This window comes from Streptomyces sp. NPDC051020 (assembly GCF_040683105.1).
In the GTDB taxonomy this organism is placed as follows: Bacteria; Actinomycetota; Actinomycetes; order Streptomycetales; family Streptomycetaceae; genus Streptomyces.
The window spans coordinates 24,099-49,385 of record NZ_JBFBCG010000028.1; the positions used below are offsets into that span (position 1 = coordinate 24,099).

The window sequence follows — 25,287 nt, forward strand, 5'->3', positions numbered from 1 at the left end:
ACGCGGCCGGGCAGTCGGCATGTCTTCGTCTGAACTGGCGGTATCGGCGGTGCGGTTGGTGCAAGCGGGCGCGCAGGAAGTGCGCGTACGTCATCACGCACATCGCGCGACCCCGCCCTGGCCGCTGCCGAGGGCGCCGCTGCCGATGCGGCCGCCCTCCTTCGCGAACGTCGCGTAGATGTCGACAACCATCAGAAGTCCCATTCGGCGTCGTCGGCGGTCACGGCCTCGGCCTCGGCGGCGAACGAGGCGCCCGCCATGCCGGCCGTCAGCGTGGTGCCGTCCGCCGGGTCGATCAGCAGGAACGAGCCGGTGCGCCGGGAGTCCGCGTACGCGTCCAGTGCGAGCGGCGACGCGGTACGGACGACGACTCGGCCGATGTCGTTGGCGACGAGCTGTCCGGGCGCCGGGTGCTGCGAGAGGTCGTCGAGCGTCAGCCGCGACGGGATGTCCTTGACGATCGCCTTGACCGTACGGGTGGTGTGCTTGAGCAGCACCCGCTGGCCGACCACGAGCGGCTGGTCCGCGACGTGGCAGACGGTCGCCTCGACGTCCTGGGTGACCGCCGGTGCGTCGTCGGCCGGTGCGATGAGGTCTCCGCGCGAGACGTCGATGTCGTCGGCGAGCCGGACGGTCACCGACTGGGGCGCCCAGGCGATGTCCACGCTCTCGCCGAGCGCGTCGATCCCGGCGATCGTCGACGTGCGGCCCGAGGGCAGGACCGTGACGGCCTCGCCCACCCGGAACGCGCCGGCGGCGATCTGGCCCGCGTAGCCCCGGTAGTCGGGGTGCTCGGCGGACTGCGGCCGGATCACGTACTGGACGGGGAAGCGTGCGTGGCAGCCGGTGAGGTCGTGGCTGACCGGCACCGTCTCCAGGTGTTCGAGGACCGTCGGGCCGCCGTACCAGTCCATGTGCGCGGAGGGCTCCACGACGTTGTCACCGGCGAGCGCGGAGATCGGGATCGCGGTGCACCAGTTCTCCTGGGGGTCCCCGCCAGGCCCCCAGCCCGGAACGCCGAGCGAGGCGGCGTATGCGGTGAACTCCTCGGCGATGGCGGCGAATACGGGCTCCGCGTAGTCGACCAGGTCCATCTTGTTGACGGCCAGGACCACGTGCGGCACCCGCAGCAGGGCGGCGACGGCGGCGTGCCGACGGGTCTGCTCGACGACGCCGTTGCGGGCGTCCACCAGGACGACGGCCAGCTCGGCCGTCGAGGCCCCCGTCACCATGTTCCGGGTGTACTGCACATGTCCCGGGGTGTCGGCCAGGATGAACCGGCGGCGCGGCGTGGCGAAATAGCGGTAGGCGACATCGATGGTGATGCCCTGCTCGCGCTCGGCCCGCAGCCCGTCGGTCAGCAGCGCCAGGTCCGGCGTCTTCTGGCCCCGGCTGCGCGAGGCGTGCTCGACGGCCTCCAGCTGGTCGGTCAGGACCGACTTGGAGTCGTGCAGAAGGCGTCCGACGAGAGTGGACTTCCCGTCGTCGACGGACCCCGCGGTGGCGAACCGCAGCAGGGTGGTGGTCGACAACTCATCGGAGATTGTGCTCATTTAGAAGTACCCCTCGCGCTTACGGTCTTCCATCGCGGCCTCGGACATCTTGTCGTCGGCGCGCGTCGCACCCCGCTCGGTGAGCCGGGAGGCGGCGATCTCGGTGATCACGGCGGCGAGCGTCGTGGCGTCCGAGTCGACCGCGCCGGTGCAGGACATGTCGCCGACGGTGCGGTAGCGCACCTGCCGGGTCTCGACCCGCTCGCCCTCCTTGGGACCGCCCCAGTCACCGGCGGTCAGCCACATCCCGGAGCGGTTGAAGACCTCCCGCTCGTGGGCGAAGTAGATCTCCGGAAGCTCGATTCCCTCGCGCTCGATGTACTGCCAGACGTCGAGCTCGGTCCAGTTGGAGATCGGGAAGACCCGGACGTGCTCGCCGGGGGCGTGGCGGCCGTTGTACAGCTGCCACAGCTCGGGGCGCTGGCGGCGTGGGTCCCACTGGGAGAACTCGTCGCGCAGCGAGAAGACCCGCTCCTTGGCGCGCGCCTTCTCCTCGTCGCGGCGGCCGCCGCCGAACACGGCGTCGAAGCGGTGCTCCTGGATCGCCTCGGTCAGCGGCACGGTCTGCAGCGGGTTGCGGGTGCCGTCGGGGCGCTCGCGGAGCTTCCCGGCGTCGATGTACTCCTGCACGGAGGCGACATGCAGCCGCAGCCCGTGCTCGGCGACGGTGCGGTCGCGGTAGTCGAGGACCTCGGGGAAGTTGTGCCCGGTGTCGACGTGCAGCAGCGTGAACGGCACCGGCGCCGGCGCGAACGCCTTCAGCGCCAGGTGCAGCATCACGATCGAGTCCTTGCCGCCGGAGAACAGGATCACCGGCCGCTCGAACTCTCCCGCCACCTCTCGGAAGATGTGCACTGCCTCGGACTCCAGGGAGTCCAGGTGGCTGAGTGCGTACGGATTGTCGGTGCTTTCCGAAACAGCCGCGACGGTCGTCACGCTGCACCCCTCTCGCTCAGCAGCGCGTACAGCTCCGCCGCGGACTCCTGCACGGTCTGCTGGTGCGACTCGATCCGCAGGTCCGGCGACTCGGGCGCCTCGTACGGGTCGTCGACCCCGGTGAGCCCGCTGATCTCGCCCGCCGCCTGCTTGGCGTAGAGCCCCTTCACGTCGCGTACGGAGCACACCTCGACCGGAGTCGCGACATGCACCTCCAGATACGCGGTGCCCTCGGCCTGGTGACGCTTGCGTACCGCGTCCCGGCTGTCCGCGTACGGGGCGATGACCGGGACCAGCACCTTCACGCCGTTGGCCGCCAGCAGTTCGGCGACGAAGCCGATCCGCTGGACGTTGGTGTGCCGGTCCTCGCGGGAGAAGCCCAGACCCGCGGAGAGGAACTCCCGGATCTCGTCGCCGTCGAGCACCTCCACCCGGTGGCCCTCGCTGCGCAGCCGCCCGGCCAGTTCGTACGCGATGGTGGTCTTGCCCGCGCTCGGCAGACCGGTCAGCCAGACGGTGGCTCCCGTCTCCGTCACGCTCATCGAACTCTCCTGATCAGTCGTCATCAGTCGTGCAGCCCACACTCGGTCTTGCCCCGCCCGGCCCACCGGCCCGCGCGTGCGTCCTCGCCGTCCCATACCCGGCGGGTGCAGGGCGCGCAGCCCACGGAGGCGTAACCGTCCATCAGCAGCGGGTTGGTGAGGACTCCGTGTTCCGCGACGTAGGCGTCGACGTCGTCCTGCGTCCAGCGGGCGATGGGCGAGATCTTGACCTTCTGCCGCTTCTCGTCCCAGCCGACGACCGGGGTGTTCGCGCGGGTCGGGGACTCGTCGCGACGCAGCCCGGTCGCCCAGGCCGCGTACGACGTCAGGCCCTCCTCAAGGGGCTTGACCTTGCGCAGCTTGCAGCACAGGTCGGGGTCCCGGTCGTGCAGCTTCGGCCCGTACTCGGCGTCCTGCTCGGCCACCGTCTGCCGCGGGGTCAACGTGATGACGCTGACATCCATCACGGCCTCGACGGCGTCACGCGTGCCGATCGTCTCCTCGAAGTGGTAACCGGTGTCGAGGAAGACCACGTCGACGCCCGGGAAGGCGCGGGACGCGAGATGCGCCACGACCGCGTCCTCCATCGAGGAGGTGACGCAGAACCGCCTGCCGAAGGTGTCGGCGGCCCACTGCAGGATCTCCGGCGCGGAGGCGTCCTCGAGTTCCCGCCCCGCTCGCTCGGCCAGCTCCCTGAGCTCATCGGACCCTAGCTGTCGGTGTTGCTGAGCCGCCGTCATATTCCCTCCGTTCAACGTCGTTGCGCTGAAGTCCTCGGGTCAGCAGGCCCAGGAATGTGAGCTGGAACGCGCGGTTGCAGGAAGCACATTCCCAGGCACCGTGCCCGGTCTCGTGCGGGCGCAGGTCCTCGTCGCCGCAGTACGGGCAGTAGAACGGTGCGGCGCGCTCGCTCATGACAGCGACTCCGCACTGGCCCGCGCCGCCCAGGTCGCGAACCGCTCGCCGTCCTCGCGCTCCGCCTGGAACCGGCCCAGCACCCGCTCGACGTAGTCGGGCAGCTCGGCGGAAGTGACCTTCAGGCCACGGACCTTGCGGCCGAAGCCGGCCTCCAGGCCCAGTGCGCCACCGAGGTGCACCTGGTAACCCTCGACCTGGTTGCCGTCGGCGTCCAGGACGAGCTGACCCTTGAGGCCGATGTCCGCGGTCTGGATGCGGGCGCAGGCATTGGGGCAGCCGTTGATGTTGATGGTGAGCGGCTCGTCGAACTCCGGCATGCGGCGCTCCAGTTCGTCGATCAGCGAGGCGCCGCGTGCCTTCGTCTCGACGATCGCCAGCTTGCAGAACTCGATGCCGGTGCAGGCCATCGTGCCGCGGCGGAAGGGCGAGGGTCTCACCTGGAAGTCGAGCGCCTCGAGTCCCGTGACCAGGGAGTCCACCTGGTCCTGCTCGACGTCGAGGATGAGCATCTTCTGCTCGACGGTGGTGCGCAGCCGGTCCGAACCGTGCGCGGCCGCCAGGTCGGCGATCTTGGCCAGCGTGGAGCCGTCCACCCGGCCGACCCGGGGCGCGAACCCGACGTAGAAGCGGCCGTCCTGCTGCTGGTGGACACCCACGTGGTCGCGCCAGCGGCTGCTCGGCTGCTCGGGTGCGGGCCCGTCGATCAGTGGGCGCTTCAGGTACTCGTCCTCCAGTACCTGGCGGAACTTCGCCGGGCCCCAGTCGGCCATCAGGAACTTCAGCCGGGCGCGGGTGCGCAGCCGCCGGTAGCCGTAATCACGGAAGATCCCCACCACGCCGGCCCAGACGTCCGGGACCTCGTCCAGCGGTACCCAGGCGCCCAGCCGTTCGGCGAGCCGTGGGTTGGTGGAGAGCCCGCCACCGACCCAGAGGTCGAAACCCGGACCGTGCTCGGGGTGGACCACGCCGACGAACGCGATGTCGTTGATCTCGTGGACCACGTCCTGCACAGGGGAGCCGGAGATCGCGGTCTTGAACTTGCGCGGCAGGTTGGAGAATTCCTTGTTGCCGATGTAGCGGTCGTGGATCTCGTCGACCGCGGGCGTGCCGTCGATGATCTCGTCGGCGGCGATCCCGGCCACCGGCGAGCCGATGATCACCCGCGGGCAGTCGCCGCACGCCTCGGTGGTGGAGAGCCCGACGGCCTCCAGCTTCTCCCAGATCGCCGGGACGTCCTCGATGCGGATCCAGTGCAGCTGGATGTTCTGCCGGTCGGTGATGTCCGCGGTGCCGCGCGCGTACTCCTGCGAGATCTCGCCGATGACGCGCAGCTGCGCGGTGGTCAGCCGGCCGCCGTCGATCCGGATCCGCAGCATGAAGTACGTGTCGTCCAGCTCCTCGGGCTCCAGGATCGCGGTCTTGCCCCCGTCGATCCCGGGCTTGCGCTGGGTGTAGAGACCCCACCAGCGCATGCGCCCACGAAGATCGTTGGGGTCGATCGAGTCGAATCCGCGCTTGGAGTAGATCGTCTCAATCCGTGTCCGTACATTGAGACCGTCGTCGTCCTTCTTGAACTGCTCATTGCCGTTGAGCGGAGTGTGGTGTCCCACGGCCCACTGGCCCTCGCCACGGTGGCGTCCGGCCTTGCGGCGGGGTGTGGTGGTCGCAGGCTGTTCCGGGGTGGCGGCCATGACAGTACGTCCTTCGGGACTGCGGGAGGGCGGCTCTGAACTGCACACTCGCGCTGAGGCGCGGCGGTGCGCAGGAGTTGCAGAGAAAAGAAAGAAAGGGGGGATCGCGGCGGGTGCTGGGACTCTCAGCTCGCCGGACAGATGGCGCTGGACACGCGGCCGAGGTCGACGTGGCGTCGACTCACCAAGGCAATCCCAGTTCCAGGCATGACGGAAGCCTGTCACGCGCGTCTCGGGACAGTCCACCACTATCCATGATGTGGACGAGACTGTCCCGAAAAGTGAGACACTGTGGTGCCGGTCACGCCAAGGTGCGGGCGTTCGGATCCGTATGAGCCGCTAGCTCCCGGTATGTCCGTACGGTGTCCCGTAGGATCGCCGCCTCCGGGCAACCGCACATACCCGGCGGACGCGCGGCGATCCGGCGCTGCGCCTCGCGCGGCGGGGCGCCACAGGTGGTCCCGGTTCCGGGACGGCCCCGCGGCGCGCAAGGCGCCGGCCCGACTTCTACCGCTGCGCCCCCGGCCACGGCCCCGGCGTGGCCACCTCCGGCTCCAGCTCCACCTTCGTGTCGAAGAGCCGGAACCCGCGCCGCAGGTAGTTGTCCATCGCGTGCGGGCCGTCCTTGGAGCAGGTGTGCAGCCACACCCGCTTCGTCGGCGTCCGCTCCGGCCAGCGCTCCGCCAGGTCCCAGGCGCGCGCGGCCCCGTAGGCGAGCAGATGGCCCCCGATCCGGCGGCCGCGGAACGCCGGGATCAGTCCGAAGTACATGATCTCGACGACGCCCTCGTCCTGCGGGTCCAGTTCGATGTACCCGGCCGGGGTCCCGTTCTCGTACGCCACCCAGGTCTCCGCGCCGGGCCGGTCCAGTGCCTCCTGCCACTGCGCGTACGTCATCGAGAGCCGGTCGGTCCACTGGATGTCGCCCCCGACCGCCGTGTACAGGAACCGGCTGAACTCGGGCAGCGGCACCGCCGACCGTACGATCCGGATGTCGCCCTCGGGGGCTGCGGCGGGCCGCAGGTCGTCGGGGGAGGTCTGTTCCAGGGACCAGACGGTCACCTCGGCGGCGGCTGTGCGTTCCGTGTTGCTCATGGCTGTCAGGGAATCATGCCGTGCAGCTTTGGCCAAAGCCTGTCCCGCGGTGCGGACTGGAGGACTCCGGTTCTCCGGTCACCCCGTCGTCCGGGCCCTGACCACCGTCCGACGGGCCGTCCGCCACCTGCACGAGCCAGCCGCCGGGCAGTGGCTCCACCCGGCACATGCCGAGTGACGGCAGCCACACCCGGCCCGGTTGCAGCGACTTCGGCAGCGGCAGCCGGGACCGCACGGCGGAGCCTGTGCCCTGTTGCTCGGTGTGCACAGCATGGAGGGTGGTGCCGTGTCGGCGCAGCACCACCCTGCGTCGCTTTTCCGGGCGGATCAGTGTGCGACGGGCCGTGCGCGCTCCACGATCGACGCCAGGTCCAGGCTGTGCGGCAGCGTCCCGAACGCCGCGCCCCAGTCCCCGCCCAGCCGCGACGCACAGAACGCGTCGGCGACCTCCGGCGGCGCCCAGCGGACCAGCAGCGAACCCTGCAGTACCAGCGCCATCCGTTCGACGAGCCGGCGGGCCCGCGCCTCGATCCCGTTCAGATCGGCGAGCTCGGTCAGCATGGCCTTGATTGCCCCGTCCAGCCGGTGATCGGCACCGCGCGCCCTGCCGACCTCCTGGAGGAACGCGTTCAGCGCCTGCGGTTCGCGCTGCAGCGCCCGCAGGACGTCCAGGGCCTGCACGTTCCCGGAGCCCTCCCAGATCGAGTTGAGCGGCGCCTCGCGCAGCAGCCGCGGCATCCCGGACTCCTCGACGTAACCGTTCCCGCCCAGGCACTCCAGCGCCTCGCCCACCATGGGGGTGCACCGCTTCGTCACCCAGTACTTCGCCGTGGGCACCGCGATCCGCAGGAACGCGGCCTCCGCCTCCGTACCGGCGTCGTACGCGGCGGCCAGCCGCAGTGCCAGCACCGTCGCCGCCTCGGACTCCAGCGCCAGATCGGCCAGTACGTTCCGCATCAGCGGCTTCTCGATCAGCACCCCGCCGAACGCGCTGCGGTACGTGCAGTGGTGGACCGCCTGGGCGACCGCCTGCCGCATCAGCGCCGCCGAACCGGTCACACAGTCCAGCCGGGTCGCCGCCACCATCTCGATGATGGTGCGGACCCCGCGTCCCTCCTCGCCGACCCGGCGTGCCCACGTCCCGTCGAACTCGACCTCGGCCGAGGCGTTGGACCGGTTGCCCAGCTTGTCCTTGAGGCGCTGGATCGCGAACACGTTGCGGGTGCCGTCGGGCAGCACCCGGGGCAGCAGGAAGCACGTCAGCCCGTCGGGTGCCTGCGCCAGCACCAGGAAGCCGTCGGACATCGGGGCCGAGCAGAACCACTTGTGCCCGGTGAGCAGGTACTCGCCGTCGGCGGACAGTGGCTCGGCCCGTGTCGTGTTGGACCGCACATCGGTGCCGCCCTGCTTCTCCGTCATGCCCATCCCGAAGAGCACACCGGCCTTCTGCGCGGCGGGCCGGAGCCCCCGCTCGTACACCGGCGACGTCAGGCGCGGCTCCCACTCGGCGGCCAGCTCCGGATCGGTCCGCAGCGCGGGCACCGCCGCGTGCGTCATCGACAGCGGGCAGCCGTGCCCGCCCTCGGCCTGTGTCCACACCAGGAACCCGGCCGCGCGCCGCACATGCCCGCCGGGCCGCCCCCAGGCATCGGTCAGCCCGGCGGTGACCGCGTGCCCGAGCAGCCGGTGCCAGGACGGGTGGAACTCCACTTCGTCGATGCGATGCCCGTACCGGTCATGGGTGCGGAGCTTCGGCGGATTCTCGTTCGCCTGCGTGCCCCACTCCTGGACCTGCGCGGACCCCGCGGCCCGGCCCAGGTCGTGCAGTTCCTCGCGCACCCCCGCCAGCCGTTCGGGCGCGAGATGCCGCTCCACGGCCTCGGTGAGCGCGCGGTCGGCCGCGAAGACGTCGTAGCCGACCAGCGGCGGGACCTGATTGGACACGGTGTGGGTGGTGGCTGCCATGCGGATACGGTAAGGATGTGCAGGCAGCAAATGAAACACCCGAGCGGCCACCGGGTCGGCTCCACCGGGCCCGAGTCCTCTACCGCAACATATCCAAGCGGCAGATGGTCTGGCAGTTGCTCAAGGACACCGTCAATTCGTGCATGGAGTACCGCATTCTGGGACTCGCGGCCGAGGCGGCGTTCTTCACCCTGCTGTCCTTGCCGCCCCTGCTGCTCGGCCTGATCGGACTGCTGGGGTACGTCGACGAGTGGACCAGTACCACCACGGTCGCCTCCATCGAGCGCAATATCCTGAACGCGGCGCAGACGGTGCTGTCCGAGCGGGGTGTCAACGACTTCGCGAAACCGCTCCTGACGGACGTCACGACAGGTGCCCGGCCCGATGTCATCTCGATCGGATTCGCGATCGCGCTCTGGTCCGGGTCCCGCGCCGTGAACGTCTTCATCGACACGATCACCGTGATGTACGGCCTCGACGGCCAGCGCGGCATCGTCAAGACGCGGCTTCTCTCCTTCCTGCTGTACATCGTCGCGCTGCTGCTCGGCGCGGTCGTACTGCCGCTGCTGGTAGTCGGCCCCGACCGGGTCGTGGAGTTCATCCCGTGGGGCACGGAGGTCATCAGCGTCCTGTACTGGCCGCTGGTGATCCTGCTGACGATCGCGTTCCTGACGACGCTCTACCACGTGTCCGTGCCGGTCCGGTCGCCGTGGCTGGAGGACGTGCCGGGCGCGCTGGTGGCGCTCGCCATGTGGGTGGTCGGCAGCTTCCTGCTGCGGATCTATCTGACCAGTACGGTCGAGGGGCCGACGATCTACGGGTCGCTGGCCGCCCCCATCGCCGTGCTGCTGTGGATCGGCATCTCCGCGTTCGCGGTACTGGTGGGGGCGGCGGTCAACGCCGCCATCGACCGGGTGTGGCCGTCGGTGGCGACGGCGGCGGCACGTGCGGCCAACGACCTGGCGCGGGCCGCCCAGGCCGCGGAGTTGGTGGCGCGGACGAAGGCGGAGTACGACGAGGACGGTGACAGTCCCTACATGCCGTCCGAGTTCCCGGAGCGGTGGTCGCGGTTCCTGCCGCCGGACGATGTGAAGTCCCGGCTGCTGCAGCCGAGGGCCGAGAAGGACATCGCCAAGGACCCGGCCAAGGACGCGGAGCGGGAGACGAAGAGGTCCCGGGAGTCCCGTTCGTAGCGGGGACAGCCCTTGGAGGGGCTCACACAATGGGCGACACGTACGAGGAGTGGGAGTCCCGGTTCGGCGGGGCGGTCGTCTGGACCCGGCAGGTCCCCGAGGGGCCTGTCCGACCGGTACTGCCCGATGGCTGCATGGACCTGCTCTGGATCGACGGCCGACTGCTCGTCGCCGGGCCCGACACCCATGCGTACGAGCCCGCCGGGGCGACCGGCCGGCGGTTCACCGGCATCCGGTTCGCCCCCGGCACCGCCCCGGCGCTCCTGGGCGTACCGGCGGACGAACTGCGTGACCAGCGGGTCGAGCTCGCCGATCTGTGGCCGGCCGCCCAGGTGCGGGTACTCGCCGAGCGCATCGCCGATGCCGCCGACCCCGCCGCAGCCCTGGAGTCCGTGGCACTGCGGCGGGCGGCCGATACCGGGCCGGCGGACCCGCTGATGCGGTACGTCGCCGCGCAGCTGGCGCGGGGCCGGTCCGTCGCCGACACCGCGCACACGGCCGGTCTCGGCGCCCGCCAACTGCACCGCCGTTCCCTGGCGGCCTTCGGCTACGGGCCCAAGACCCTGACCCGGATCCTGCGACTGCAGCGCGCGCTCGTTCTCGTACGGTCCGGAGCGCCGTACGCCGAGGCGGCGCTCGCGGCGGGCTGCACCGACCAGGCGCATCTCGCGCGGGAGATGCGCGAACTGGCCGGCACGACCCTGACCGCCTACTGCGAGGCGTTGGCGAACAGCGACACCGCGCAGCCGTCCGGGTCGAGGACCACCGCGTAACGCTGCCCCCACACGGCGTCCCACGGCTTCAGATGGCCCCGGTACCCGGCGCCGGTCAGATCGTCATACACCGCGTCCACCTCCGCCGGACCGTCGCAGCGGAACGCGAGCCCAACCCGGTCGCCGCCCCGCGTACCGGACCACTCGGGGTCGTAGGCGCGGACGACGTCCTCGGTGTCCCACATGAGGCGCTGCCCGCCCGGCAGGGTCACTTCGACATGGGGTGCGGAATCCGCCCCGGCCGGGATGTCGAGCCCGAGCCGGCGGTAGAAGGCGAGCGATGCGGCCAGATCCGCGGTCGTGATGCCGATCGCGTCGATTCGTGGAGTCATGGTCCGAACGTAGAACGGACACGCGCCACGGGTCTTGTACGAATCGGTCATCTCCTTGTCCGGCTGCGGGGGCGTCGGGGCGGGTGACCTAGATTTTCGGTGCGGACCAGGGGGCTCCTCGACGGCCGCGTTCCCTGCTCCGCCCCTGTCCCGGCAGTGGACCCACCGCGGACACGGCCAGGGTCTCGACCAGCTTCTCCCGCGCGATGACCCGCTGAAGCTTTGATCAAGAACGGGACCGTGTCCGCCTGTCGTCCTTACCGGGTCTCCCGGCCGGCGCCGGAAGACCCGTGGCGAAAGGTCGTCACATACCCCTGAGAGCGGGTTCGAGGCTGGGCTCGACCACTGGCGACTGGGGGGCGTCGTGATGCCTGAACAGTTTGCTGGGCCACCACATCCACCGACCCACGTCCAGGGTCAGCGCGGTGACCAGCACCGAGCGGACGATCATGGTGTCCAGCAGCACGCCGAACGCCACCGCGAATCCGAGCTCGGCCGCGAACACCAGTGGCAGCGAGGCCATCGCCGCGAATGTACCGGCCAGCACCAGACCCGCTGAGGTGATCACACCCCCGGTGGTGGACAGGCCCAGGAGCGCGCCCCGCCGGGTGCCCTGCAGCACTGTCACTTCGCGCACCCGGGTGACCAGGAAGATGTTGTAGTCGATGCCCAGGGCGACCAGGAACACGAACGTCAGAAGCGGGAAGGAGGCTTCCGCCCCGGCGAAGTGGAACACGTGGTTGAACATCAGGCTGCTCACGCCAAGGGCCGCTGCGAAGGACAGCACCACCGTCGCCATGAGCAGCAGCGGGGCGACGATCGCCCGCAGCAGCAGCGTGAGGATCAGGAACACCACGACCAGCACGATGGGGATGATCACCTTGGAGTCGCGGGCGGCCGCTTCTTGCGCGTCGAGAGCGATCGCCGTGTTGCCGCCGACTCGGGCATCCGCCCCCTCGATCCTGTGGACCGCGGTTCTGACCCGCTCGACGGTGCGCATCGCGGCCGTGCTGCTGGGGTCGTCCTTGAGCTCCCCGAGCAATATGGCGTCACCACCCTTGACCATCGGCGCCGAGACGTCAGCGACTCCTGGGACGCCGGACAGCGCGGTCTTCACCTGCTCCGCCGAGGCGGCCTTGGTCACGACGTAGATGGGGTCGCCCGACCCGGCCGGGAAGTGCCTGGACTGGATCTCCTCGCCGACGGCCATCTGCGGCTTGTTGGTGAACTGGTCCGGGGCGGAGAGGCCGTCGGCCTTGAGCCCGAACACCCCGATCGCCATGACGCCGAGGACGAGCGCGGTGCCGATCCATACGATCCGCGGTCGGCCGGAGACGGCGGTGCCGACCCGGGTCCAGAGGCCCTTGTCGGTCGCCACCGCCGATCCGTACGACGGCTTCACCGGCCAGAAGATCCAGCGGCCGCAGATGACCAGCAGGGCCGGCATCAGGGTGACCATGGCGAGCAGCCCGACGAGGATGCCCACGGCACAGGCCGGCCCGAGCCCCTTGGTGGAATTGAGGGTGGCCAGCATCAGCAGCATCAGGCTGACCGCGACGGTCGCGGCGCTGGCGATGATCGCGGGACTGGAGCGGTGCAGGGCCTCCGCCATCGCCTCGTGCCGGTCCTCGTGCCGCCCCAACTCCTCCCGGTATCGCGAGATGAGCAGGAGTGCGTAGTCGGTGGCGGCGCCGAACACCAGCACGGTCAGGATGAAGCTGGTCTGCTTGTTGACGGTGAGTCCGGCGTTCTTCGCCAGCAGATAGATCACCGCTTCCGACGTGACCAGGGCGACGCCCACGGTCAGCAGGGGCAGCAGTGGCAGCAACGGGCTGCGGTACGTGAACAGCAGGATCACGACCACCACCAACGCGGTGATCGTTGTCAGGCCGCCGCCTCCACTGAAGGCCTTGATCGAGTCGGATGCGTAACCGGCCGGTCCGGTGACGTGGAACCCGAGGCCGCCCGCGTTCTCTTCGCCGACCTCGGCCATCGCGTCGACGACCTTGCCGATCCCCTCCCAGCCCGACTTGTCCTTGTGAACCTGGACCACGGTCTGGATGGCCTGGCCGTCCTGGGCCTTCAACGGGCCCTGTGGCTGCCCCACGACGTTTTCGATCCCCTTGAAGGCTTCGACGTCGGCACGGGCCTTGGCCATGTCGGCATCGGTGATGCCCTCGGGCCGGTCGTAGACCACAATCGCCGGCAGGGTATCGGCAGGCTGGAACTTCTCGGCTCGGTCGACGACCTTGGTCGACTCCGCGTTACTGGGCAGCCAGGCCGAATTGTCGTTCTCCTCGACGTCGCCGAGCTTGCCGGCCAGCATGAGGGCCGGGACCAGCAGGGCCACCCAGAGGGCGAGAATGACCCATTTCGCCACCCTGCCACTGGGCAGGGCCGCCATTTTGCGCACCATGTGGATTCCTCGGCGTTCAGTCGACGTGAGAGAGCTTGTCGGGATTGGCGACGACGTAGATCCCGCTCACCTGGTCGCCGTCCGGAGTGAGGTCGAGGACGAGGACGGCGTAGAGGGTGTCGCCGGCGAACAGCAGTGCTGACGGGTCGCCGTTGACGCTGCGGTAGGCGATGTCGAGGCCCTTGCCGGAGTGGGGGGCGGCTGCGGCGAGCAGGCGCGCGACCTTGTCCCGGCCGTGGAGCGGTCGCTGGCCCGCCGGCGCCCTGCCCTTGCCTCCGGCGTCACCCCACAGGGTCACGTCCGGCGCCAGGGTCTGCAGGAGGGCGTCCAGGTCGCCGCCGAGCGCGGCGGCGAGGAACCGTTCGGTCACCTGCTGCTGGACGTGCGGGTCGGGCTCGCAGCGGGGGCGTCGGGCATGGACGTGCTCGCGGGCGCGATGGGCGAGCTGGCGAATCGCCGAGGGGCTGCGGCCGAGGATTTCTGCGATCTCGGTGTGGGCGTAGCCGAACACCTCGTGCAGGACGAACACCCCGCGTTCCAGGGGGGTGAGGGTTTCCAGGATCACCAGCAGCGCCATCGACACCGACTCGGCGTGCACTGCCGCGTCAGCGGCATTGCCGGGGACGGACATGTCGGTGAGGGGGCTGACGAGCGGTTCAGGCAGCCATGGCCCGACGTAGGTTTCACGGCGACGACTGATGGTGGCCTGGTGGGCCAGGGCCCGGTTCACCGCGATCCGCACCAGGTAGGCGCGCGGGTTGCCGATCGGCTCCGCGCTCGGCGCCTGGTTTCTGGCCGTCCACGACAGCCACGTCTCCTGCAACACGTCCTCGGTGTCGGCGACGCTGCCGAGCATGTTGTAGACGATGGAGAACAGCAGCTCACGGTGGTCGTGGAACATCTGTGTCGCGGTGTTCGCCACCGGATCTGACGCCGCCTCCTGCGGGCTGCCTTCGCATGAGGCGGCCTGGGAGTCCGGCGGGGGGTGGTACATCGTGGGGCCTTCCGTCGCGGGTGCATTGCGAAATGAGAGCGACCACGGCACGCGGAGTGTGACATCCACCACCGAAATGCGATCTACATCACATCAATGGCCTGCAATGTCACCTGTGACGTCCTACCGGCTGGTCGTCGTGACCCCCGTGCTCCTCTGCCGGTGTGTGCGAGGCGTCCCACCGCGGTAGCAGCTATTGATTGCTGGGAGGACCAGCTCGGGGCGCTGGGGCTCGTGCTGAACGCCGTGGTGCTATGGATGACGCGCCGGGACGAGGACATCGCCCACCTGTCCCCGCTCAAGCACAAGAACCTCAACTGCCTGGGCCGCTACAGCTTTACCGCCTCCCAGCCAGTCCAGGGGCTGCGGCATCTGCGCGACCCGGACACTGCTGACCTCGACGATGACGACGACGGGCAGGAGGAGTGAGCGCCGCATCTGCCGGCCGGGTCGGGCTGTTGCACTCCAGGAAGCCCGCCGACCGGCGGGGGCGGGACACAGAGATCGCGGCAGCTCCGGCAGCGAGTGTCGGATGAGGCTCGTCGCTCCGTGTCTACATTGAACTGTCTCTCAGAAAGCATTTGGTGTAGGTGAATTGCGCCTTGTGCCCTAGTAAGTACCTCGGCAGGTGGATGTTGTTTCATCCGTTATGCGCTTGGCGAGGAACCTACTAGGACAGAAAGGGCAATTCGCCTAGGTCACATGCCCTCTGAGGTGTGTTCGTGGTGCGGATGCGGGCTCGGGCCTGCTGGGGAGGCTACTTCCATGCGACGGCCACGATGGCTGCGGCCGCTGTGAACGTCCCCACGGCATAGAAGGCCCATGGTTGCTTGTTGCGCATGCCCACCAGTGCTGTCACCGCCACCAGGACGTCCAAGGCCAGTTTTACCCCCATCTTCGCGTGAGGCACCGGAAGGTCCAGGGATATTCGGGTCCAGATGAGTCCCGCACCCGTGACCAGCTGAACGACCGTGCTGCTCACCATGTAACTGCCAGTCACCGGGTCCTTCCCTCGCAGCTGGAAGAAGATGCCACCCAGGAGCGCGGCGAACCCGAAGAGGTGGAAGACAAGGAATGTGTACCGAAGGATCTCCATGCCAGTGATCTTTCTATAGAGACAGAACGAATTGAAGATTCATTACACGGGAACTCGACCACGCCCGCGTCACCCTGGCGACCGCCACCGCCGATCTCGGCGGCGACAACTCCCCGGACAGATCCGGTCGTCGCCCGTGGAGCAGGAGCGAGTTTGACGGCAGACCCTGGCGCGTGGGCGCCGGCCCCGGCGCGATGAGCGGCACTTCGGCACCGCACCGCGCCGACGGCGGCAGTCGACCCCGTGGGTCAGCCGGTGAAGGGCGCCGGGCCGAAGCGGCCCCAGGCGGCAAAGGCGGCCATGGTGACGGCGACCGTGGCGGTGGGCAGGCTGAACGGCACCTGCCCACCGACCAGCAGCCCGACGGCTGCGGCGAGGAGCGGACGTGGTGAGGGAGAGCGCGGCGCAGGCGCACCGGGAGCTGCTCACTCCGCTGACAGGTGCGCCGGCGGAGCTGGGGGATGACGATCCGCGGCGTACGGCATTGCTGCTTCAGGGGATCTTCAATGCCGCCACGACGGCGATCGAGTCGGGGGACGACGCGGCGGCGGAGACGGGGCGGGCTGTGCGGATGGCGGTTGCCGCCGTGATGGGGGGCGCCGTCTCCGCGTGAGGGGCGCCAGTGACGGGGTTGCGCGGCCTTCGGCTCGGTCCGCCCTGCATGCGGCCTTCGGCTCGGCTCCGCCCTCGAGTCCGCCGATGCGCTGTCTGGACGCCGCGGATACCGCGAGGATCGCCCGCCGCGTGCCCCCATGTGCCGGTCGGTGTTACGGAAACAGGTCCGGTAGGACAGCCGAGGCTGTCCTACCGGACCTGTCCGCGATCCAGCGGTTACGTCACTTCTGTCCGGCGCGGGCGCGACGCATCAGCACCGCGCCGCCGAGCAGCAGGGCGGCGCTCGCTCCGGCCGCCAGGCCGAGGTCGGCGGCGCCGGTGTGGGCCAGCTGCGAGCCGGGGACATGCGGGGTGCGCGGCACTGTCGTATCGGTGACGGGCACGGTGGTGGTCGGGGGCACGGTGGTGGTCGGGGGCACGGTGGTGGTCGGCGGGGTGACGGGGGGAACCGTGATGGGGGGCACGGTGATGGGCGGCACCGTGATGGGGGGCACGGTGACGGGCGGCACCGTGATGGGGGGAACGGTGACGGGCGGCACGGTGACGGGCGGCACGGTGACGGGGGGAACGGTGACGGGGGGAACGGTGACGGGCGGCACCGTGACGGGGGGAACGGTGGTGGGCGGCAATGACGTTGACGGCCGGTGCGTATGGGAGCACCCGTTGCCGGACGCGGGATTCAGCGCACCGACGACATCGACGGAGTTGCCGCAGGCATTGACCGGGATATCGACAGGAGCCTGGATCAGGTTCCCTGACAGCACCCCGGGGGAGTCGCTGGTTGAACCCTTGGCGCTCGCGCCCCGGGTCCCGTTGTCGTCCGGACCGCTGTCGGTGTTCTCGCACTCATTACCGAAGGCCGGGTTCAGTAGCCCGACCACATTGACTGTGTTGCCGCAGAGGTTGACGGGAACGTGCACCGGCACCTGCACGGCATTGCCGGAGCCGACGCCCGGCGAATCGGTGGCCGTCCCGTCGGCCGAGGCATCCGCGAACGCGTAGCCGCCGGCCGCGGTCAGGATTCCTGACGCCGCCGCCATGACGATCATGCTTTTACTCAAGGCTTTTCGCATTAGTTGCCCCTTCTTAGGACATCGTGCGCGGGCGGAATGCCCGCATTTCTTTCACTAGGCGGTGGCAGTTACCGCCCGGGGCTGCCGCCCGGACGGTTCTCCATGTCCGTGTTCGGCAAGCGGTGGTCGCGTCACGGCAGAATCGGCGAATCTCTGCCGGACGCGTTCCGGAAGTGCGCTTGTCGACAGTCGTAACGATGGGGAATTGGTGAAGGAAACTCGAAAGTCCACGGGAATTGTGTGACCACCCGGACGGGTGACGCACGCGTGTTCTCCAGCCGGTTGTTCAGGCGGAACCGCGGGTTTCTGGGCGTGCTCTCGTACGGGTGTCCGTGGCTTCCTGACATTCGGGTGAATGAACAGAACCAAACGCCCTGCGCCGAGTTGGGCAGGGTGCGTTCCGGCGTGGGGCGTCAAGTGCGGGAAGGGGTTCATCGTGATCAAGATGGTTCTGGCTACGGGCGCCGTCGCCGCCTCCACTGCCGGCATCTCGGCCACGCGCGCTCCGCAGGCGATGGCCATCGGCAATGGCACCTGCACCTCCTCGGTCAACGGCAACGGCGCCTCGCAGTCCTTCGGTGACTCCGAGACCCGTGGTGACTGGAGCCCGCAGTTCGGCCTGGTCCAGGGCAGTCTGAAGAAGCCTTGTGCCGGCCTCCCGGCCAAGGTCAACGCCGGTTCGCTGCTCGGTGTCGCCCCGGTCGCGGTCCAGGACGTCAGCGTCCTGTCCTCGCCGCAGAACCAGCAGTGCACCGAGAACTCCACCCAGGCCAAGGGTGACGAGCCCCTGTCGCACATCCGGGACACCATCCCGGTGCTCTCCGGCGACGGCGCTTCCACCCATTGATCCAGCCGCACCGAACTGGCCCGGGCCGCCGGCGTTCCTCCTCTGCGCGGTCCGGGTCTGCTGCTGCCCGCGGCAATCTCGGGGTAGCGGAGATTCCGGAAGATTCCGGCGGTGGTGGCGGGCGATCGGGGGATTACGTCATTCGGGCGGATTTCCGAGAATTCTTTCCCTGAAGAGTTTCGCGCACGGACTTACATCGTTACGAATTACAGTGGCGGAGTTACGAGCGATCAGGACAGCGCTCGTGCGGCACGAAAGTCGTGGCCGCTCCGGACTCCGTCAAAGAAAGGGACGAAAGTGAAGTACACCAAGGCTGCTGCCGTCGCCGCCGGAACGCTGATGGCGATCGGTGCCGCTACGCCCGCCTTCGCCGACACCGGTGCCGCTGGCTCCGCTCTCAACTCTCCGGGCGTTATTTCTGGCAACGTCATCCAGCTTCCGATTCACATTCCGGTCAATGCCTGCGGCAACACCGTGAGCGTGATCGGTGGGCTGAACCCCGCGTCCGGCAACGCCTGCGCCAACAGCTGACCGCTGTCGGCCGAGCCCCGTGCTCATGTCCGGTTCGCCCCGGATCGCACCTCCTGCGATCCGGGGCGTTCCTCTTTTTCTGCGTTCTCCGTCCCGGAGGTGCGCGGTACTGCCCGGATGCGGCGGAACGACCGGAGACATTCCACCGGCCCGGGGCGCGGAGCGCCGGCGGCTGGAGGCTGACACCGGGACAGCTGCGCAGAACGGAGCACCTGACAGTGCACCACTGATTCCGCCCCCGGAACCCGTACAACACCCGTTCCGGTGATTAGTCATGCAATCGATTGAGTGTTCCGGCAGAAAAAGGAGACCGCGCAGTTGCCCGGCCGGAACCGGATCATTACCCAGGGCGAAAGCGGCAGAAGTCACAGGTAAAGAAGGCCTGTGCGGTGCGGGGACGCGACCGAAACAGATGCCGCCGTAGAAGGGAACCCGAAAAGTGAAGTACGCGAAGACAGCTGCGTTCGTGACCGGTTCCGTGGTTGCTCTCGGAACGACTGCTCCCGCCTTCGCCGTTACCACCGCTGCGGCGCCCGGTTTCAGTCTCGACAGTGGCGTCAACCAGGTGCTGGAGGCGGCGCCACAGGGTGTCGACCCGGTCGTCGAGACCGTCAGCGGCGCCACCGACCCGGTGCAGAAGAAGGGCACCGTCACCGAGGTCGCCGGTCAGGCGGCCGCAGCGGCCCAGGACGCTGCGCCGCTGCGCGGCAGCGTGCCTCTCGGCGGCTGATCCGTCGTAAGACCGACCGGCACAGGGGCAGCTTCTCGAAACCCTCGTTGGAGGGGAGTACTGGGCCGATTGCCGCAGTGGCGGCGGCCGTAACCCGTCGAACCGGGTACAGGCGTCCCATGGACCAGTACGACAGCCAACGCCCGTGGGGCCTGCACCGGCACACGGAGGACGACACCCCGATCTATGACCGCTTGCTCGCCGAATGGCAGGCGGCCCGGCGAGGCCGGGACCGGGACCGGGCACCGCGTCCCGAGCCGGGTCCGACCCGCGCGGACGGACTCGTGCCCGCCGCGCGCACCTCCTGCGAGGACATCGGTGAATGACCTCCGGATAGAACCCGTGTGACCGGACCGCTCGAACTCCCGTGTCCGTACGGGACCGCATGCGCCGATGCCCACCGCTCGACGGGGGGTGGGCATCGACGCGTGCGGATCAAAAATGTGTTGACGCCGTCGGGCGGTCCCGGGCTATCGTGTGCAGCGTTCCGGACGGCGGGCATGAACCGCCGGTGTCGGCCCCGTGCTTGGACCAGGAGGTGAGGACATTGATGACTGTCGCCGCAGTGGGCGCTGCCCACAACCCGAAGAGCATCGTTCTCACTCCCGTGGTCGCCGGCTGACCTTCTCCGTAACCTCCACGCGCCCGTGTGCGCGTCGCCGGGGCCACCCTTTGAAGGGTTTCCCTTGTCTTTCTCCTCGCTTTCCCCGCTCTCCTCCCTCGTCGGCCCGTCCGCGTCGCATCCGCTGGCACCGTACGGCTGGGACGACGACTGGGCCGCCGAGTTCGCTCCCCACGCCGAACAGGGACTGCTGCCCGGTCGGGTGGTGCGGGTGGACCGCGGTCAGTGCGATGTCGTCACCCCCGACGGCACCGTGCGCGCCGACACCGCGTTCGTGGTGCCGCGCGACCCGATGCGGATCGTCTGCACGGGCGACTGGGTCGCCGTCGACCCCGACGGTGATCCGCAGTTCGTACGGACGCTGCTGCCACGGCGTACCGCCTTCGTGCGCTCGACGTCGTCGAAGCGGTCCGAGGGACAGGTCCTCGCGACCAACGTCGACCACATCGCCATCTGCGTCTCGCTCGCCGTGGAGCTCGACCTGGGGCGGGTGGAACGCTTTCTGGCGCTCGCCATGTCCAGTTCCAGCGGTGACGCACTGCTGCGGGACGGGGCGTCCGCGCAGGACGGCGCCGCTCAGCCGCTGGTGGTTCTGACCAAGGCGGACCTGGTGCCCGACACCGCCACGCTGGCGTACCTCGTCCAGGACATCGAGACCGTCGCCCCCGGTGTGCAGGTGCTGCCCGTCAGCTCCGCCACCGGGGAGGGGCTCGACGTGCTCGGCGCCATTGTCTCCGGCGGTACGAGTGTGCTGCTCGGGGTGTCCGGCGCCGGCAAGTCCACGCTTGCCAACGCCCTGCTCGGCGACGACGTGATGGCTGTCCAGGCAGCCCGTGACGTCGACGGCAAGGGCCGGCACACCACCACGACCCGCAACCTGCTGGTCCTGCCCTCCGGGGGCGTCCTCATCGACACCCCCGGGCTGCGCGGGGTCGGTCTCTGGGACGCGGAGGCCGGTGTCGGACAGGTCTTCTCGGACGTGGAGGACCTGGCCCGGGAGTGCCGCTTCCAGGACTGCCACCATGAGTCCGAGCCCGGCTGCGCAGTGCTCGCGGCCATCGAGGACGGCGCGCTGCCCGAGCGGCGCCTCGACAGCTACCGCAAGCTGCTCCGCGAGAACCAGCGCATCGTCGCCAAGACCGATGCCCGGGTACGGTCCGAGATCCGCCGCGAGTGGAAGCGCAAGGGGGCCGAGGGCCGGGCGGCCATGGACGCCAAGCGGGGCCGGCTGCGGTAGCGCACGGGGCCGAGTCCACGTCCGAAAACCGCGAGTGCGCCACTGGGGGGTGGCGCACACTGGGCGGTGTGATGGACGAACAGACCAGGTACGAGGCGGTGAGCAGCCGCGACGCGCGTTTCGACGGGGAGTTCTTCTTCGCCGTCGAGACCACCGGCATCTATTGCCGGCCGAGCTGCCCTGCCGTCACCCCCAAGCGGAAGAACGTCCGCTTCTACCCGACCGCAGCCGCCGCCCAGGGCCATGGCTTCCGGGCCTGCAGACGATGCCGCCCGGACGCCGTCCCGGGGTCCGCGGAATGGGACGTACGCGCCGATGTCGTCGGCCGCGCCATGCGAATGATCGGCGACGGCGTGGTCGACCGGGAAGGCGTTCCCGGTCTTGCCCACCGGCTCGGCTACAGCTCGCGCCAGGTGCAGCGGCAGCTCAACGCCGAGCTGGGCGCCGGACCCGTCGCCCTCGCCCGTGCCCAGCGCGCGCACACCGCACGGGTGCTGCTCCAGACGACCGGGCTGCCTGTCACCGAGATCGGGTTCGCGTCGGGCTTCGCCAGCGTGCGCCAGTTCAACGACACGATCCGACAGATCTACGCCCGTACGCCGAGCGCACTGCGGGCCGAGGCCGGTACCGGGCTGGGCGCGGCGGTACGGGAGGCGCGCACGACCGGGGTCCCGCTCCGGCTCGCCCACCGCGGGCCGTACGCCGCCCGGGAGGTCTTCGATCTGCTGGCCGGTGAGACCGTCGCCCGGATCGAGGAGGTCAGCGGCAAGCCCGGCGCCCGTACCTGCCCGGCGCACCCTGCGGCTGCCGTACGGGACGGGCATGGTCGCCGTCGACGAGCGGTCCGCGGGGGCGTGGCTGGACGCCCGGATCCACCTCACCGATCTGCGCGACCTGACGACGGCGGTGCAGCGGCTGCGGCGCCTCTTCGACCTGGACGCCGATCCGTATGCCGTCGACGAGCGGCTCGGTGCCGACCCGCTGCTGGCACCGCGCGTCGCCGCCCGGCCGGGGCTGCGGTCGCCGGGGGCGGCGGACCCGGAGGAGTTCGCGGTACGGACGCTGGTGGGACGGGACGCGGCGGAGCGGCTCGTGGAGACGTACGGGAAGGTTCTGGACGTGCCCTGCGGAGGGCTGACGCATGTGTTCCCTGAGCCGGGAGTGCTGGCAGGAGAGGCGGAGGCGCCGGCGCTGCAGGCGCTGGCGGCCGCGCTGGCGGAAGGGGACGTACGGCTCGACGCCGGGGCGGACCGCGAGGAGGCCGAGCGTGCGCTGGTGCGGCTGCCGGGGATCGGCCCGGCAGCCGCGGCGCTGATCAGGATGCGGGCGCTCGGTGACCCCGATGTGGATCCGGACGGACGCCCCGAGGCGCAGCGGTGGCGGCCCTGGCGTTCGTACGCCGTGCGCCACCTGGAGCTCCAGGGACTGCCTTCGGATCATGCCGGATCGGCCTGATCCGAACGTCAGGCCTCTTCTTCGAGGCCCCTGCTGTGAATCCTCTTCGGGGGGATCACATCGTCCGGCGCATCGGACGATGTGATCCCACGAACTGTGGCCTGCGGCCGGGGCCGGACTCAGACCGGCAGGCCCCAGCGTGGCGCGGAGGCGTTCGGGGTGACCGGGCGGATCGTCAGGTCCGGGCGGTCGCCCTCGGCCGTGATGAGCGCCGAGTCGCCCTTGCGGAGCTCGATCCGGACCGTGCCGTCCGCTACCTCCTCGTACCGCAGCGGCCGTCCGTGACGGTCTCGGATCTCGATCGGGCCCTCGATGCCGTGGCGTACGACGCAGGGGGCGCCGGCCTCGCTGGTCAGCCGGACCCAGCGGGTGCGGCCTTCCTCCCGTACCGCGCTGAGCAGGAACGCGCCCTGGGTGCGGAAGTCATGGACGGTCAGCTCCCGCCAGGCGGCGGGCAGCGCGGGGAAGACCCTGATCGTGCCGCCCCAGGACTGGCACACCATGTCGTGCAGTGACTGGGCCGCGGAGAGCGGGGTCTCGATGACCGGGCCCGACTCCTTGTACATGGTGTTCGCCTGGATGAACCGGCTCATCAGCTGACCGAGGTACTTCAGCGCGTCCTCGCCCTTGCCGAGGAGGGCCGACATGGAGGCGGCGCCGGTGAAGGTGTAGCCCTGCAGGGCGCCCTCGAAGCCGACCCAGTGGGCGAGGGACTTCTCGATCAGGTCGCGCTCGTCGGCCGTCGCCCCCGTCAGCTCGTACAGCGGGTAGACGGCGAGCATGTGCGAGTAGTGGCGGTGCGACTTCGCGAACGGGACACCGGCGCCGATCATGAACCCGTTGGCGTCGACCGGGTACGGAGCGAGTTTGGCCAGTACCTCCTGCCAGCGCGCGGTCAGCGGGTCGTCGACGCCGAGCTGCTTCGCCGAGTCCAGCAGAGTGCGGCATCCCCAGCGCAGCAGCATCAGGTCGTAGTTGCAGTCCGGTGCGTTGACGCCGTACTCGGGCGAGAACGTCGCCGGGAGATGCAGCCTGCCGTCCGCGCCGGGCGTCAGGAAGTGCAGGTAGTAGTTGACGGCCTTGCGCAGGAGCGGGAACAGCGTGTCGCGCAGGATCGACTCGTCCATGGTGTGCCGGTAGGACAGCCACACGTTGTGCAGCGCCCAGGTGAGGTTGCCGACCTCGGGGGTGGGAGGGTTCTGGCCGGGAATGCCGACGCCGTAGCCGAGGACGGGGGCGGTGGCACCGCCATTGATCAGGTGCGGGTCCGTGGTGCGTGGCAGTCCGGCCGAATCGGCTCGGTAGGGGGTGGCCACTTCCTTGGCGAGGTTGTCGCGGAATTCGCTCAGCGACCGGGTGATCGCGTCGAGCTCCAGGTGGTTGGAGCCATGGATCAGCCAGTACTCCAGCTGGGCGTTGAGGTTCCACCAGGTGTTGGGCCAGGGAGTGGGTTCGAGCCAGGGACCGGAAGTGGCCATCACGGGCGCGTCCTTACGCGCCGCCGATGCCGTCTTGTACAGCTGGATCCAGTAGAAGCGCTGCATCCGGGCGTCCGGGAGCGACAGGAAGCTCTTTCGGTAGTACCGGTCCCACCAGAGGTGATGCGGTCCGACGAGCAGGCCGTACGGGAGGTCGGCCGCGGTCCTCACGTGGCGCAGCGCACGGTCGCGGGCCGTCGCCTTCGGGTGGGAGTGCGTGACCGTGACGTAAAGGGTGCGTGCCCCGCCGCGGGTGACCTCACGCCAGGCGGTGACATGCTCGCCGCCCGCCAGCAGCGGCTGGACGGCGGTCGATGATCCCCCGTGTTCCTCGACGGTGGCGGGCGGATTGCCGGTGTAGCCGGCGGGAGGCTTCTGGAAGCCGGCTCGCGGGCTGATGGCATCGGCCGGGTGGAAGACCCAGCGGAAGCCCTGCTCGCCCTCGCTCGGGGTGATGTCGACGGCCAGCAGATCGCTGGAGGAGTGGACGAAGGCGCGCAGCTTCAGGGTGCCCGCGGTGGTGGTGATCGTGCCTTCGAGTTCGGCGGTGCGCAGCCGCATCCACCACTCGATGCCGGTGATGGTGCCGGCCGGTTCCAGGGTGAAGTGCCCGATCGGCAGGCGGGCGAGGCCGAAGAGGGAGCCGAACTCGGGGCGGTGGTCCTGGACCTCGGAGTGCTGGACGTTGAAACGGACGGCCGTGGTCGTGGCGCCCGGTTCGGCGTAGATGCCGGAGCCGAGGCGTCCGTTGCCCAGATACGGGCCCTCGTACCAGGTAGTCGGCAGTTTCTGCCAGAGCAGGTCGGCGTCGTCGAGGACGGTGCGCCAGCTGTCAGTGGGGGAGTGCACGACGGGCGCGGGGGAGGCGGCAGGCGCGGTGGCCGGGGCGGCGGCCTGGGCGGGGACGGCTGCGCCGCCCACCACCAGCGCGCCGCCGAGCGCGGTACCGGTGGCGAGAACAGTTCTTCGGGAGGGGGACGGCGACGAGGGGGCGGTGCCGGGCGTGCGGGAAGGATCCGGTGCAGTGGGCAAGGCGTCTCCTGGCGGCTCGTACACAGGCGCATCAATTCATCCGAGCTATTCCTTCACGGAAGGTAAGCAAGGGGCGCCTGGGCGTCAATAGCCCGGGAGAGATCCGATGTGTTTCCGTCTATCTGGTTGGAATCCACGCTGGCGGTCAAGGGAAAGGGGGCGG

The 25,287-nt window shown here is 69.6% G+C and carries 24 protein-coding genes and 2 pseudogenes; 10 read left to right on the forward strand and 16 right to left on the reverse strand.

From position 1 onward, the window contains the following. Positions 1–191: 191 nt before the first annotated feature. From AB0N06_RS17320 to AB0N06_RS17365, 10 genes are all read right to left on the reverse strand, one after another. Positions 192–1,553: a GTP-binding protein gene (locus AB0N06_RS17320; RefSeq protein WP_366135524.1), complete on the reverse strand. Its 1,362-nt coding sequence runs from the start codon at positions 1,551–1,553 to the stop codon at positions 192–194. Beyond that, complete coding sequence (cysD, locus tag AB0N06_RS17325) at positions 1,554–2,489, reverse strand: sulfate adenylyltransferase subunit CysD (protein ID WP_366135525.1); 936 nt, start codon at positions 2,487–2,489, stop codon at positions 1,554–1,556. Next, positions 2,486–3,055 carry an adenylyl-sulfate kinase gene (gene cysC, locus AB0N06_RS17330; protein ID WP_366135526.1) on the reverse strand — a complete coding sequence of 190 codons (570 nt, stop codon included), beginning with the start codon at positions 3,053–3,055 and terminating at the stop codon, positions 2,486–2,488. Before cysC ends, cysD begins: the two co-directional genes overlap by 4 nt. Further along, on the reverse strand, positions 3,055–3,771 hold the full coding sequence (locus tag AB0N06_RS17335; protein WP_366135527.1) for a phosphoadenylyl-sulfate reductase: 717 nt from the start codon (positions 3,769–3,771) through the stop codon (positions 3,055–3,057). The genes cysC and AB0N06_RS17335 overlap by 1 nt, the downstream gene beginning before the upstream one ends. Then, positions 3,731–3,946: a hypothetical protein gene (locus tag AB0N06_RS17340; protein WP_366135528.1), complete on the reverse strand. Its 216-nt coding sequence runs from the start codon at positions 3,944–3,946 to the stop codon at positions 3,731–3,733. Before AB0N06_RS17340 ends, AB0N06_RS17335 begins: the two co-directional genes overlap by 41 nt. Further along, positions 3,943–5,640, reverse strand: coding sequence for a nitrite/sulfite reductase (locus AB0N06_RS17345; RefSeq protein WP_366135529.1), 1,698 nt, complete (start codon positions 5,638–5,640; stop codon positions 3,943–3,945). Before AB0N06_RS17345 ends, AB0N06_RS17340 begins: the two co-directional genes overlap by 4 nt. Positions 5,641–5,765: 125 nt before the next feature. Then, a complete protein-coding gene (locus AB0N06_RS17350) occupies positions 5,766–5,849 on the reverse strand; it encodes a putative leader peptide (RefSeq protein ID WP_317864749.1) in 84 nt (27 codons plus the stop codon). A gap of 298 nt (positions 5,850–6,147) precedes the next feature. Beyond that, complete coding sequence (locus AB0N06_RS17355) at positions 6,148–6,735, reverse strand: GNAT family N-acetyltransferase (protein WP_358857136.1); 588 nt, start codon at positions 6,733–6,735, stop codon at positions 6,148–6,150. Positions 6,736–6,748: 13 nt separating this feature from the next. Next, entirely contained in the window at positions 6,749–7,003 is a 255-nt protein-coding gene (locus tag AB0N06_RS17360; RefSeq protein ID WP_366135581.1) for a hypothetical protein, read from the reverse strand. Positions 7,004–7,062: 59 nt separating this feature from the next. Beyond that, complete coding sequence (locus AB0N06_RS17365; protein WP_366135530.1) at positions 7,063–8,700, reverse strand: acyl-CoA dehydrogenase family protein; 1,638 nt, start codon at positions 8,698–8,700, stop codon at positions 7,063–7,065. Positions 8,701–8,717: 17 nt separating this feature from the next. Here AB0N06_RS17365 and AB0N06_RS17370 point away from each other — a divergent pair, with 17 nt between their 5' ends. Further along, complete coding sequence (locus tag AB0N06_RS17370) at positions 8,718–9,893, forward strand: YihY/virulence factor BrkB family protein (RefSeq protein ID WP_366135531.1); 1,176 nt, start codon at positions 8,718–8,720, stop codon at positions 9,891–9,893. A gap of 29 nt (positions 9,894–9,922) precedes the next feature. Beyond that, the gene (locus AB0N06_RS17375; protein WP_366135532.1) at positions 9,923–10,666 is read left to right on the forward strand and encodes an AraC family transcriptional regulator; all 744 of its coding nucleotides are present in this window, start codon (positions 9,923–9,925) and stop codon (positions 10,664–10,666) included. Here AB0N06_RS17375 and AB0N06_RS17380 read toward each other — a convergent pair. The 3 genes from AB0N06_RS17380 to sigJ all read right to left on the reverse strand — a co-directional run bounded on the left by AB0N06_RS17380 (position 10,603) and on the right by sigJ (position 14,408). Beyond that, a complete protein-coding gene (locus AB0N06_RS17380) occupies positions 10,603–10,998 on the reverse strand; it encodes a VOC family protein (RefSeq protein WP_366135533.1) in 396 nt (131 codons plus the stop codon). The two genes, AB0N06_RS17375 and AB0N06_RS17380, sit on opposite strands and share 64 nt — an antisense overlap. A 304-nt stretch (positions 10,999–11,302) precedes the next feature. Then, positions 11,303–13,414 (reverse strand): MMPL family transporter, encoded by a 2,112-nt coding sequence (locus AB0N06_RS17385; protein ID WP_366135534.1) that lies wholly within the window; start codon positions 13,412–13,414, stop codon positions 11,303–11,305. A 16-nt stretch (positions 13,415–13,430) separates the two neighbouring features. Further along, positions 13,431–14,408, reverse strand: a complete 978-nt coding sequence (gene sigJ / locus AB0N06_RS17390) for an RNA polymerase sigma factor SigJ (RefSeq protein ID WP_366135535.1) — start codon at positions 14,406–14,408, stop codon at positions 13,431–13,433. A gap of 207 nt (positions 14,409–14,615) precedes the next feature. On the opposite strand from sigJ, the pseudogene AB0N06_RS17395 reads away from it, so the two are divergent. After that, positions 14,616–14,837, forward strand: a pseudogene (locus AB0N06_RS17395) (hypothetical protein); the annotation flags it as partial. A gap of 328 nt (positions 14,838–15,165) precedes the next feature. Here AB0N06_RS17395 and AB0N06_RS17400 read toward each other — a convergent pair. After that, a complete protein-coding gene (locus tag AB0N06_RS17400; RefSeq protein ID WP_366135536.1) occupies positions 15,166–15,504 on the reverse strand; it encodes a hypothetical protein in 339 nt (112 codons plus the stop codon). Between the two features lie 385 nt (positions 15,505–15,889). Here AB0N06_RS17400 and AB0N06_RS17405 point away from each other — a divergent pair, with 385 nt between their 5' ends. Next, the gene (locus AB0N06_RS17405; RefSeq protein ID WP_366135537.1) at positions 15,890–16,117 is read left to right on the forward strand and encodes a hypothetical protein; all 228 of its coding nucleotides are present in this window, start codon (positions 15,890–15,892) and stop codon (positions 16,115–16,117) included. A gap of 223 nt (positions 16,118–16,340) precedes the next feature. Here AB0N06_RS17405 and AB0N06_RS17410 read toward each other — a convergent pair whose 3' ends face one another. Then, positions 16,341–17,168, reverse strand: a complete 828-nt coding sequence (locus tag AB0N06_RS17410) for a chaplin (protein ID WP_366135538.1) — start codon at positions 17,166–17,168, stop codon at positions 16,341–16,343. Between the two features lie 460 nt (positions 17,169–17,628). Here AB0N06_RS17410 and AB0N06_RS17415 point away from each other — a divergent pair, with 460 nt between their 5' ends. The 6 genes and pseudogenes from AB0N06_RS17415 to AB0N06_RS17440 all read left to right on the forward strand — a co-directional run bounded on the left by AB0N06_RS17415 (position 17,629) and on the right by AB0N06_RS17440 (position 22,614). Next, positions 17,629–18,039, forward strand: a complete 411-nt coding sequence (locus AB0N06_RS17415) for a rodlin (protein WP_366135539.1) — start codon at positions 17,629–17,631, stop codon at positions 18,037–18,039. 297 nt (positions 18,040–18,336) lie between these two features. After that, positions 18,337–18,570, forward strand: coding sequence for a chaplin (locus AB0N06_RS17420; protein WP_366135540.1), 234 nt, complete (start codon positions 18,337–18,339; stop codon positions 18,568–18,570). 439 nt (positions 18,571–19,009) lie between these two features. Next, positions 19,010–19,300, forward strand: coding sequence for a hypothetical protein (locus tag AB0N06_RS17425; RefSeq protein ID WP_366135541.1), 291 nt, complete (start codon positions 19,010–19,012; stop codon positions 19,298–19,300). Positions 19,301–19,419: 119 nt separating this feature from the next. Beyond that, positions 19,420–19,626 carry a hypothetical protein gene (locus tag AB0N06_RS17430; RefSeq protein ID WP_366135542.1) on the forward strand — a complete coding sequence of 69 codons (207 nt, stop codon included), beginning with the start codon at positions 19,420–19,422 and terminating at the stop codon, positions 19,624–19,626. Positions 19,627–19,986: 360 nt separating this feature from the next. Continuing rightward, the gene (rsgA, locus tag AB0N06_RS17435; RefSeq protein WP_366135543.1) at positions 19,987–21,159 is read left to right on the forward strand and encodes a ribosome small subunit-dependent GTPase A; all 1,173 of its coding nucleotides are present in this window, start codon (positions 19,987–19,989) and stop codon (positions 21,157–21,159) included. 71 nt (positions 21,160–21,230) lie between these two features. Beyond that, positions 21,231–22,614: pseudogene (locus AB0N06_RS17440) on the forward strand (AlkA N-terminal domain-containing protein). Positions 22,615–22,733: 119 nt separating this feature from the next. On the opposite strand, the gene AB0N06_RS17445 reads toward AB0N06_RS17440, so the two are convergent. Further along, positions 22,734–25,124, reverse strand: a complete 2,391-nt coding sequence (locus AB0N06_RS17445; protein WP_366135544.1) for a glycoside hydrolase family 95-like protein — start codon at positions 25,122–25,124, stop codon at positions 22,734–22,736. Positions 25,125–25,287: the final 163 nt, after the last annotated feature.